Annotated in this window: 10 protein-coding genes; 7 read left to right on the top strand and 3 right to left on the bottom strand. The window is 71.2% G+C overall.

Annotation, left to right across the window (positions count from 1 at the left end):
* A partial coding sequence (locus D7X96_RS29645; RefSeq protein WP_147468430.1) for a response regulator occupies positions 1-388 on the bottom strand: 388 nt, incomplete at its 3' end.
* A 180-nt stretch (positions 389-568) separates the two neighbouring features.
* Here D7X96_RS29645 and D7X96_RS29640 point away from each other — a divergent pair.
* The 6 genes from D7X96_RS29640 (at position 569) to D7X96_RS29615 (ending at position 7,891) form a co-directional block, all read left to right on the top strand.
* Entirely contained in the window at positions 569-1,051 is a 483-nt protein-coding gene (locus tag D7X96_RS29640) for a chemotaxis protein CheW (protein ID WP_120550032.1), read from the top strand.
* The gene (locus D7X96_RS29635; RefSeq protein WP_233610211.1) at positions 1,048-1,464 is read left to right on the top strand and encodes a Frizzy aggregation protein FrzB; all 417 of its coding nucleotides are present in this window, start codon (positions 1,048-1,050) and stop codon (positions 1,462-1,464) included. The genes D7X96_RS29640 and D7X96_RS29635 overlap by 4 nt, the downstream gene beginning before the upstream one ends.
* 5 nt (positions 1,465-1,469) lie before the next feature.
* Complete coding sequence (locus D7X96_RS29630; RefSeq protein WP_014396646.1) at positions 1,470-2,729, top strand: methyl-accepting chemotaxis protein; 1,260 nt, start codon at positions 1,470-1,472, stop codon at positions 2,727-2,729.
* Between the two features lie 65 nt (positions 2,730-2,794).
* Positions 2,795-5,095, top strand: a complete 2,301-nt coding sequence (locus tag D7X96_RS29625) for a hybrid sensor histidine kinase/response regulator (RefSeq protein ID WP_120550031.1) — start codon at positions 2,795-2,797, stop codon at positions 5,093-5,095.
* Between the two features lie 37 nt (positions 5,096-5,132).
* Positions 5,133-6,137, top strand: a complete 1,005-nt coding sequence (locus tag D7X96_RS29620) for a chemotaxis protein CheB (protein ID WP_120550040.1) — start codon at positions 5,133-5,135, stop codon at positions 6,135-6,137.
* Positions 6,131-7,891 (top strand): CheR family methyltransferase, encoded by a 1,761-nt coding sequence (locus D7X96_RS29615; RefSeq protein WP_120550030.1) that lies wholly within the window; start codon positions 6,131-6,133, stop codon positions 7,889-7,891. The genes D7X96_RS29620 and D7X96_RS29615 overlap by 7 nt, the downstream gene beginning before the upstream one ends.
* Before the next feature lie 34 nt (positions 7,892-7,925).
* Here the strand turns inward: D7X96_RS29615 and D7X96_RS29610 are convergent, their stop codons facing one another.
* Both D7X96_RS29610 and D7X96_RS29605 read right to left on the bottom strand, forming a co-directional pair.
* Positions 7,926-8,249, bottom strand: coding sequence for a polyhydroxyalkanoic acid system family protein (locus D7X96_RS29610; RefSeq protein WP_120550029.1), 324 nt, complete (start codon positions 8,247-8,249; stop codon positions 7,926-7,928).
* 89 nt (positions 8,250-8,338) lie between these two features.
* Positions 8,339-9,619, bottom strand: a complete 1,281-nt coding sequence (locus tag D7X96_RS29605) for a cryptochrome/DNA photolyase family protein (protein ID WP_244219774.1) — start codon at positions 9,617-9,619, stop codon at positions 8,339-8,341.
* A 287-nt stretch (positions 9,620-9,906) separates the two neighbouring features.
* Between D7X96_RS29605 and D7X96_RS29600 the strand changes: the two genes are divergently transcribed.
* On the top strand, positions 9,907-11,154 hold the full coding sequence (locus D7X96_RS29600) for an ABC transporter permease family protein (protein WP_199746955.1): 1,248 nt from the start codon (positions 9,907-9,909) through the stop codon (positions 11,152-11,154).
* The last annotated feature ends 29 nt before the right edge of the window (positions 11,155-11,183 follow it).

Genomic DNA, 11,183 nt, shown 5'->3' with positions numbered 1-11,183 from the left:
GGACGGCGGCGGGGATGTTCAGCGCCGGGGCTCCGATCATGCCCATGACGCCCCCCAGCACGCCCTCCAGGCCTCCACTCTTGAGGATGTAGCCGTCCGCGCCGGAGTTCTTCACCTTCGCTTCCAGCTCCTGCTCGGAGATGTCCGAGTACAGGACGAGCTTGGACGTGACGCCCTTCTGGGTGCGGAGGTACTCGACGACGTCGTCGCCGAACATCTCCGGCATGTTCACGTCCATGAGGATGAGCGCGAACGGGCCCTCGGTGAGCTTCTGGTTGAGCGTAGCCAGGTCCGGCGCGCCACTGGCTTCGTAGCCGGCGGCCGTCAGGGCCCGGACGGTGAGCTCCAGAAGCATCGGGCTGTCGTCAATGACCAGTACGCGGGACATCGTCCTCCTCAGGGGCTTCCAGCGCACAACCCTACACCTTTGGGTCACGATGGACCATCGAAACGGAGAGCAGGCGGCCGGTCCGGCATCGGACGATGGACCCTTGACCCTCTTTATCCCGGTCTCGGATACTTCGGTGCCTTGACCCCGAACTCCTCCCCCCTCCAACGCGCCTTGCGCATGGCGCCAGACCGCACGGTGGCCGCCCAGGCCCGGCCGGAGCTGGAATTCTTCTGCTTCCGCGTGGGCGAGCTGCGCTTCGGCGTCCCCAGCGAGAACGTGCTGGAGGTGCTGCGCGCCGGGCTGCTCACGCCGCTGCCGCGCACGCCGTCCTTCATCCTGGGCGTCACCGGCCACCGCGGCCAGGTGCTGCCGGTGGTGGACCTCCTGCGCTTCCTCAGCAAGGGCGAGGCGCGCATCGGTCCGCGCACCCGCATCTTCGTGGGCGTCAGCGGCAACTACGTGTCCGGCGTGGTGGCGGACACCGTGCTCGGCCTGCGCCGCATCCCCGTGTCGGAGATCCTGCCGCCGCCCCTGGGCGGTGATCAGGCGGCGGAGCACCTCCTGGGCGTCGTGCAGGGTTCGGGGCCGACGGACGGCCTCAACCTGCTCAACTTCTCCAAGCTCCTGCAGACGGCCCGTCAGCGCGCGGTGGTGCGATGAGCGGCAGCGACCTGCTCGACGAGCCGGCCTCCGCGCTGGACGCGGACGCGGAGCGCGCCGTGGGAGAGGTGGACGTCCTCTTCTTCCAGATTGGTGACTCGGAGTACGGCACGGACGCGTCGTCCGTGCTGCGCATCGACCGCGCGCTCCCGGACGACCTGACCGTGCGCGACCTGGGCCTGCCCCACAAGGGGCACCGGGCGATCGTGTTCGACACTCCCGAGGGCGAGGGCCACCTGAAGGTGGACGCCGTCAACGGGGTGCGCACCATCCCGCTCTCAGGGCTGCGCCGGATGCCGGTCGCGGCGGCGGCGGCTTCTTATGCGGTGGGCGTCTGCCTGGATGAAGAGGCGGGACGTCCCGTGTTGCTCATTGATTTGGCGGAAACCTTGAAGACGCAAGGAAGGCACTGACACACATGTCCCTGGAGAGCCCCAACGAGAAGCCCGCGAAGTCCCGCGGCGCGAGGAAGTCCCCGGGCGTGAAGGCCGGCGCGGAGTCCGTCATCGCCAACACGGTGACGGATCCCTTCAAGCCCTTCACCGACACGCTGATGTCGGTGCTGTCCGGCAACCTGAACGCGCGCGTGCCGCAGGACCGCGTGCAGGCGGACCCCACCGGCTTCGGCCACCTGCTCAACCAGGTGCTGGAGCAGTTCTCCTCCGCGGAGCACCGCAAGCAGGTGGCGGCCCAGGAGATCGATCAGGCGCTCGACTCGCTGATCATCCTGGTGCGCGAAGGCGACCTGTCGCGCTGGAACACGTCCACGGAAGACCCCCAGCTGGGGCCCCTGCTGGAGGGCTTCGGCAAGGTCATCGAGACGCTGCGCATCTTCGTGCGGGAGATCAACGAGGCCGCGCTGCGGCTGTCGTCCTCCGCCAACCAGGTGCTGGCGGCGTCCACGCAGCATGAGACGTCCTCCACCGAGCAGGCCGCGGCCATCCACGAGACGACCGCGACCATGGAGGAGCTGAAGCACGCGTCCGCGCAGATCGCGGAGAACGCGGGCAGCGTGGCGCGCGTGGCGGAAGAGACGCTGGGCGCGGCCCGCGCGGGCCGTGGCGCCATTGGCGAGTTCATCCAGGCCATGCAGCAGATCCGCAGCGACGGCGTCGCGGTGGCGGACTCCATCTCCAAGCTGTCCAAGCGCGTGGAGCGCATTGGCACGGTGGTGGAGGTGATCGACGAGATCGCCGACCGTTCGGACCTCCTGGCGCTCAACGCGGCGCTGGAAGGCAGCCGCGCGGGTGAGGCGGGCAAGGGCTTCTCCATCGTCGCGGCGGAGATGCGCCGCCTGGCGGAGAACGTCCTGGAGTCCACCAAGGAGATCAAGAACCTGATCACGGAGATCCGCGAGGCCACGCAGGCCGCGGCGGGTGCGGCGGACGCGTCCAAGCACGCCACGGAGTCCGGCGAGAAGCTGGGCGCGGTGGCGGCGCAGGCCGTGGAGGGCATCCTCGCCGGCGTGCAGGAGACGAGCGACGCGGCCCGGGTCATCAACCTGGCGACCCAGCAGCAGCGCACGGCCACCGAGCAGGTGGTGGCGTCCATGGCGGAGATCGAGGACGTGACCCGCCAGACGACGCAGGCGTCGAAGCAGGCCACCGGGGCTGCCGCCGAACTCACCCAGCTCGCGGGCCGGCTCGCCGAGCTCATCAAGCGGTTCAAGGCCGACTAGCAGTCGTTCTCCTGAGGGGAGAAATGGGTCGAGGGGCGCACAGAGCGCCCTGACGCCCGCGACCCATGGACACCGAGGCCCTCAAGAAGTCCCTCCTGAAGAAGTTCCAGGAGGTCACGGCCGACCGACTCCAGAAGATCCAGCTGGGAGTCATCGACCTGGAGAAGGAGACCGCGGAGCAGGCCGCGGAGGACGTCGCGCGCGAACTGCACACGATGAAGGGCGAGGCCCGCATGCTGGGCCTGGCCGCCATCGGGCAGTTGGCGCACGCCGCCGAGGACGTCCTGCGCGCCGAGCGCGAAGGCAAGACGGCCACCGAGACGGCCACGGACGTCATGCTCCGTGCCTGCGACGTGCTGTCGGACCTCATCGAGGATCTGGACGCGGCCCACACCGGAACGTCCGCCACCGAGGAGATGGTCAAGGCCCTGGCGGAGGTGTCCGGCCACCCGGTGCCCGCGCTGGGCCCGGTGCGCAAGCCCGCGTCTTCCGCCGCGCCGCCTCCGCCCAAGCCCGCCGTGCAGGCCCCCGCGCCCGTGGCACCGCCCGCCGTGGTCCAGGCGCCGGTGGCCGCGCAGGCCGCGCCCCGCGTGGCGGAGCCGGTCGCCGTGGCGGCTCCGGCCGCGAAGGAGGAAGAAGCTCCCAGCGCCGCGAAGGCCAACTCCATCGCGGACCGCAGCATCCGCGTGAACGTGGAGGTGCTGGACTCGCTGGGCCTGCTCGCCGGCGACCTGCTGGTGGAGAGCGCGCGCGGCCGGCTTCGCAGTGGGGAGACGGCGCAGCTCTTCGAGCGCTTCAGCCGCCTGGGCGACCGCTTCCTGCGCATCTCCGAGGAGGTGGACGTCCCGGACTCCATCCGCACGGAGCTGGAGCGCGCGGAGGCGGACCTGCACATGCTGCGCGACGACGCGTTCCGCTTCGTGCGCCGCAACGGGGACGGCATCAACACGCTGCACGGCAACCTGGCCCAGCTGGCGGACCACGTGGCCGAGGCGCGCCTGGTGCCGCTGTCCACCGTGTTCGACGCGTTCCCTCGCGCGGTGCGCGACATCGCGAAGACGCAGAACAAGGAAGTGGACCTGGTCATCGAGAACGCCGACATCGGCGTGGACCGGTCCATGCTGGCGGACGTGCGCGACGCGCTGGTGCACCTGCTTCGCAACGCGGTGGACCACGGCCTGGAGTCCGCGGACTTCCGCCAGCAGATGGGCAAGCCCGCCACGGGCCGCATCCGCATCCGGGTGCGCGTGGACGGCGACATGCTCCACATCGAGGTGGAGGACGACGGCCGCGGCATGGACACCGAGCGGCTCAAGCAGGTGGCCATCAACAAGCGCCTCTTGTCGCCGGTGCAGGCCGCCGCGCTGTCGGAGCGCGAGGCCATCGAGCTCATCTTCCGTCCCGGCTTCTCCACGCGCGAGCAGGTCAGCGAGCTGTCCGGCCGCGGCGTGGGCATGGACGTGGTGAAGCGCAAGGTGGAGACGCTGGGCGGGTCCGTGGGCGTGCAGAGCCGCCAGGGCCGCGGCACCACCATCACGCTGCGCCTGCCGCAGTCCCTGGCCCTCATGAAGGTGCTGCTGGTGCGCCTGGGCGACGACGTCTACGGCATGCCCGCCGCGGACGTGGTGGCCGTCATGCGCATCAAGCCGGATGACCGCATGGAGGTGTTCGGCACGCTGGCGGTGCGGCACCGGGGCAAGCCCACGGCGCTGGTGGCGCTGGGGCCGCTGTTGGGCCTCAACGGCGGCAACCGCTTCGACAAGCCCCCCGCGGTGGTGGTGCGCCACGGCGACGACTACGCCGCGCTGGTGGTGGACGGCTTCGTGGACGAGCGCGAGGTGGCGGTGAAGCCCTGCGGAGGCGAGTTCCTCAAGGGCGCGCCGTTCATCGCGGGCACGGCGGCGCTGGAGGACGGGCGCATCGCGGTGCTGTTGCACGTGCCGGACATCATGACGGAGGTGCGCCGCATGGCCCGCCCCGTCACCCAGGCGCCCGCAAGCCGCCGGCTGCGCGTGCTCCTGGTGGACGACTCGCCCATCGCCCGTGCGACGGAGGGCGCGCTGGTCAAGGCGCTGGGCCACTCCGTGGAGGAGGCGCAGGACGGCGAGGAGGCGTACGTGAAGGTGCAGACGAACACGTACGACCTCATCCTCACGGACGTGCAGATGCCGAAGCTGGACGGCTTCTCCCTCACGCGGCGGCTGAAGGGCACGCCCGCCGTGGCGCGCATCCCGGTCATCATCCTGTCGTCGCTCGCGTCGCCGGAGGACAAGCGGCGCGGCCTGGATGCGGGCGCGGATGCGTACCTGGTGAAGGGCGAGCTGGGGGTGGAGATCCTGGCGCAGTCCATCGATCGGCTGACCTGAGGAGCCTCTCGTGGGCGGCGGCACGGCGGTGTCGGGACTGGCGTTCCGGGTACTCCTGGTGGGGCGGGGCCTGCGCGGGCTGGTGCGCGGGCTCTTCGACGGCGAGTCGCTGGTCGCCGTGGGCCCCCCGGAGGCGGACTTCGTGGGCGCGGAGGCGGTGGTGCGCCGGCACTTCCCGGACGTGCTGCTGGTGGACCTGATGTCCCCGGAGGCGCTGGGCGCCATCGAGCGCATCATGGCCCAGCGCCCCACGCCCATCCTCGCGCTGCACCCGGGCGCGCTCAGCGGCCAGCAGGCGTTCCAGGCGCTGGCCATGGGTGCGCTGGACGTGATGGACCGGCCCATGACGCCGGGCCCGGACTTCTGGCACGCGGTGAACCGCAAGCTGGTGATGCTGGCGCAGGTGAAGGGGGTGCGCTCGCCGCCCTCCTCGCCCAAGGCCTCCAGGCCGCCGGCGCAGGAGGGGCCCACCGCGCCGTTCCCCCTGGTGGCGCTGGCCGCCTCGCTGGGCGGGCCGAAGGCCGTGGCCACCGTGCTGCGGATGATTCCGCGGGGATTCCCCGCGCCCATCGCCTACTGTCAACACATCAGCCAGGGCTTCACGGAAGGCCTGGCGCACTGGCTGTCCACGGAGACGGCGCTTCGCGTCGTCGAGGCGACGCACGACGCGTGGATGGAGCCGGGCACGGTGTACATCGCCCCTTCGGGAGGACATCTGCTGGTGAAGCCGGACGGCCGTCTGGAACTGGATACAGGACCTGCCCTGCGGGGCTTCCGCCCCTCGTGTGACATGCTGCTCACTTCGGCCGGGGAGGCTTTCGGCAAGAGGTGCATCGGCGTCATCCTGACGGGCATGGGCCGCGACGGCGCCAGGGGGCTGAAGGAGATTCGCGAGCGCGGTGGGCGCACCATCGCGCAGGACGAGGCCACGTGCGTCGTCTACGGCATGCCGCGTGAGGCGGTGCTGCTGGGCGCGGCGCAGCAGGTGCTGCCCCTTTCCGTCATCGCACCGACGCTCGTGCAGTGGGTGGACGCGTGCTGAACGTGGGCAACAAGGTGCTCCAGCAGCTGTCCGCGCTCCTCCTGGAACGCGCGGGGCTGAAGATCACCCTGGATGGCTACCACAGCCTGCGGCTCGCCCTGTCCACGCGCATGCCGGTGCTGGGGCTGAGCGACCCGGAGAAGTACCTGCAGAAGCTGATGAGCGCGAGCGGCGAGGAGGAGCTGCGCTCGCTGCTGCCGCTGGTGACGGTGGGGCACACGGAGTTCTTCCGCGACGCGAAGCAGTTCCGCGCGCTGGAGCAGAGCGTGCTGCCGGAGCTGCTCGGGCGGGCCCGGCGCGAGATGCGCAAGGTGTCCATCTGGTCCGCGGGCTGCGCCACCGGCGAGGAGCCCTACAGCCTGGCGCTGGTGATGGCGGAGCTGGGCGCGCTGGCGGTGGAGGTGGACCTGTGGGCCACCGACCTGAACCTGGCCGCGGTGGAGGCCGCGCGGCAGGGGCGGTTCTCCACGCGCCGCGCGATGGCCATTGGACCGGAGCGGCTCAAGCGCTTCTTCCGGCCCGTGGAGGACGGCTACGAGGCGTCCCCCATCCTGCGCGAGTACATCCGCTTCGATGGCCAGAACCTGGCCGTGCCGGTGTTCGACAAGGTGGCGCCCGCGTCGTTGGATCTCATCCTCTGCCGCAACGTCATCATCTACTTCGACCTGCCCACCATCCGTGCGCTGATGGACCGCTTCCTCGCGGCGCTGCGTCCGGGCGGGCTGCTCTTCCTGGGGTACTCGGAGAGCCTGTTCAAGGTCTACGACCGCTTCGAGATGATCGAAGTGGAGGGCGCGTTCGTGTACCGGCGCCCGCTGGGGGAGCGCCCCCGTCCGCCGCCGCCCCTGGCGCCCCTGGCGACGGAGCCCCGGCCGGGCAGCCCCGAGTCCTTCGCCGTGGAGCTGCGCCAGCGGATGCAGGCCAGCGCGGAGGCCGCCGCGAAGCTGCGCTCGGCGGGCCTGGCGGAAGCGGCCGCGCGCCGGCCCACCCTGGAGATGCCCGCCGTGGGCGCGCTGACGGGACGCCGCACGGGGGAGTTCCCCGCGGTGCGTCCCGAGCCGCCCCGCACCACCGGCGAGTTCCCCGCCGTCCGCACCGAGCCGTCCCGTCCCTCGGAGCCCCCGCGCAAGCCCGCGACGACCGGGACCTTCGCGGCGGTGCGCGTGGAGCCTCCCGCGTCCCGGCCCCCGGCGGAAGCGCCGCCCGCGCGCCCCAGCGGTTCGTGGCCGCAGCTGCTGCCACCCGCGGAGCGCTTGAACATGGCCGTGCGCAAGATGGGGCAGGGGGATTTCCCCGCCGCCATCGACGGCGTGAAGCGCCTGCTGGTGGACGAGCCGTCCGACCTGGACGCGCTGCTGACGCTGGGCAACCTGTACTCGCTCACCGGCCGCATCAGTGATGCGCGCGACACGTTCGCGCAGGCGCTCCAGCGAGAGCCGCTGTGCGTGGAGGCGCGCGTCTTTGGCGGGGTGGCGGCGATGCAGGCGGGGAGCCTTGCCGAGGCGCGCTCCGAGCTGGCCAAGGCCCTGTTCCTGGAGCCCACGCTGGCCATCGGGCACTACCTGCTGGCCCAGGTGCAGGAGCGCACGCAGGACTTCGAGTCCGCCCGGCGCAGCTACCGCAACGCCGTCGCGCAGCTGAAGTACCCGCAGCGCCCGCTGGCGGGGCACTACCCGGAGATGCTCGACTCCGCGGAGTCCATCTCCCGCGCGGCCCGCTATGCGCTGGCCGCGCTGGAGGAGCAGCCGGGCTGAAGAGGCCTTCCGCCCGGCTTCACGGGGCCCTGCCTCAGTCCAGGTTGCCCTTCACCTGATCCAGGCTCTTGGACGGATCCAGCACCGCGCCGAACTTCTTCTGGATGTACGTCTTGGCCTGGTTGCGCAGGAGCATGCCGGGGTCGGTGCCCTCGCCGGAGATGGACTTGTCCGTGATGACGAAGCTCGCGTCCAGGTTGATGCCCATCACCTTGCCGGCGAGCTTCGCGCCCTCCTCGCCCTGCCAGTCGGACTTCACGCCGTACTTGGAGCCCCAGTACTGCAGGAGCTGCTCGACGCGCTTCTTGACCTCGTCCTTGGGAAGGTTGTGGGGAACCTCGAACTTCATCGTGCCCATGGCTGACTCCTGGTGCCGGGAAAGAGGGAATGTCCGTCCGGTTTAGTGACCCCGGGCCGGAAAGTGAACCGCCGTCTTACGTGGGATGTCTACCGGCGGGCCGGGCGGGCGGTCTTCCGGCGGGACTTCCCGGGCGGCTCGGCCACGGCCGCCGGGGTTCCCCAGCGCTCCAGGTATGGGCCCAGGTCGAACTTCTCCGCGGTGCGGAGCGAGCTCATGGGCCGGACCTTTCCAATCACCGGGCGCTCCTGGAAGGGCCGATCATGCAGCCCCAGGACCCACATGAAGTTGGAGACGCTCGCCGGGTCGCGCCCGTCCACCGCGTAGGTGTCGTTGAGCCGTGTGATGCGCTCCAGCGCCTCCTCCGGCGTGGGGCTCCACTCCAAAATCTTCTTCCCCCAGAGCATGCGCAGGTAGTTGTGGATCCGCCCGCGCTCCCGCAGCTCGCGCTGGGATGCGTTCCAGAGCGCGTCCTGCGTGCGGCCCTGATCCAGCTCCTCGTACGTGTAGACGTGCGGGCGCGGATCCTTCCGGTGGCGTGACAGCGTCTCGCGCGCCCAGGCGGGCAGGGAGTCCACGCTCAGCTGCTTCGGGCCGGGCGTGTGGAAGCAGTAGTTGAAGCCCAGCTCGCGGCGCACGAGCAGCTCCTCCACGAAGGACTGCACGGCCGGGTGGTCCTTGCCCTTCGCCGCGATGGCCGCGCGCGCCGCCTCGCCGGGGAAGAGGTTGCCCCAGTGGAAGAAGGGCGACAGGTTGGACTGCTGGCCCAGGCCCGGATCATTCCGGCCGGTGTCGTAGCCCTCCAGCCGCTCGTGGAGGAACGCGTCCAGGGCCTTCAGGCCCGCCTTGCGTCCACCGCGCTCGGCCAGCGGCTTCACGGAATGATCCAGCGCGAACGTGTCCAGCGCGGCGCGGGCCTTCACCGCGTCGGACAATTCGAAGTCCGGCTGGAGCTTCGCGCCGGACACGCGCGGCTTGCGGTGGGGGAGCGTGCGCTCCAGGTACTCCGGCCACAGCTTGCGCAGCTTGGGGCGCAGCGCGTACGCGCCCACCTGGGCCGCGGGGATGCGCTGCATGGGCACCACGCAGGACGCGTCCACGGCGATGAGCGGCACGCGCAGCGCCCTGGCCGCGCCGCGCAGGTGGCCCGGGATGATGTACGTGGGGAACAGGTCCGACACGACGGCCGCGGCGCGCCTGCCCAGGCTCGCGAGCCTGGGCTTGTGCTCCTTCTTCGTGCGCGGCAGCTCCAGCCAGTACGGCAGGCCTCGCGCGGCGCAGCCCTTGGCCATGTCCGCCATGCCCTCCAGCGCCCACGCGTGGAGCCGCTCCGACGCGTAGGGGTAGTCCGGGCGGAGGGCCTGGTACACGACGACGGGCAGGCCCAGGTGGTTGCCCAGCGCGATGGCGGCGTCCAGCGCGTGGTTCTCCTCTCAGCGATGGTTGACCATGCACCAGTAGAGGACGAAGTCGCGCTGTCCTGTGGGAAGGGGGGCCTCGTTCACCGCCTGCACACGGGCCGAGTCGACGCCAAGTTCTGACCACGAGAGGCCTTCGGGCATGGGCGCGCGAGAATCTTCGACACGCGGCGGAAAACCAACACGCCCGCACGGGTTGTGGTTTTCTGCCGGACGGCCGGACCCAAGGAGCCCCTCGCGTGTCACACCGTCGAACCTGGAACCTCCCTGTCACCGTCCTCGCGCTCGCGCTGATGTTGCCGGGACTCGCTCTCGCTCAGGCGGGGGGCACTGGCGTCTATCCGGCGCCGCAGCCGCCGCCTCCTCCCGCGCCCGGCATGTACCCGGCGCCGTCGTCCCAGGCGGAGGAGCCCACCCCGGCGCAGCCTTCGTCGGACGCCTACGCGCAGCCGCCTCCCACGCAGGCCGCGCCGCAGGCGAACCCGGATGAGACGCCGCGGCCCGCGAGCGACGCGCCCCTCGCCCCGCCGGATCCGGACCGCCTGCGCACCGAGCCGCAGGCCCCGCTGACGGAAGGCGCGCGCGAGGTGCGTCCGGAGTCCATCCGCGACGAGACCGCGACCGCCGCCTCGCGGATCCGCCCGCCGCCGGAGGACAACGGCGTGTTCCTGGACGGCCAGCGCCGCCGGGGGCCCTTCCTGTCCGGTCCCGGCAGCATGCGCTTCGTGCTGCACCACACGGCCCTGGGCGCGCTGGGCGGCTTCTTCACGCAGGCGTTCTCCAAGGAGTTCAACTTCGACCGCAGCTCGCGGGAGTCCATGCTCGCGGGCACGCTGATTGGCGCGGGCCTGGGCTTTGGCGCCTCCGCGTGGTGGCAGTTCAACAACTGGGTGGACACGCCCATGGCGAACTTCACCATCCTCAACTCGGGCATTGGCGGCATGGCGCTCGCGGGCTTCATGGACCTGATCACGCAGGACCCGGGCGTGCTCACCTGGTCCGCGTTCCTGGGCGCGGAGCTGGCCGCGTGGCTGACGGCGGGCATCGGCGGCGGTCAGCTGCCCTTGTCCGACGGGCTCCTGGTGGCCTCCGGCGCGGGCTGGGCGGCGGCGTACAGCGCGCTGTTCCTCGCCATCGTGCACTTCTCCGGCACGTCCATCTCCGGCAAGACGTGGAAGGACATGCTGCTCATCTCCCCGGGCGTGGGCGCGGGCATCCTGGCCCTGGCGACCATGCGCTACAACCCGACGGCGTCGCAGATCCTGCGCGCGGACCTCTTCGGCGGCGGCGTGGGCGCGGCGGTGCTGCTCATCTCCGGCCTGGTGCTGGGCGGCTTCAACCAGTCCACCCCCTACGTGCTGTCCTTCCTGGGCTCCGCGGGCGCCATCACCACGGTGAGCCTGCTGTGGGAGGAGAGCGTGGACCGGTCCGCCCTGCGCAGCTCGCGCGGCGCCAAGGACCGGCCCTACAAGAACGTCTGGTGGTAGACGGCCTGGAGGACGGGCGGGCAGGCGTC

Origin of the sequence: Corallococcus interemptor, assembly GCF_003668875.1 — a bacterium.
Taxonomy (GTDB): Bacteria; Myxococcota; Myxococcia; order Myxococcales; family Myxococcaceae; genus Corallococcus; species Corallococcus interemptor.
This window is presented reverse-complemented; position numbering and strand designations above follow the sequence as displayed.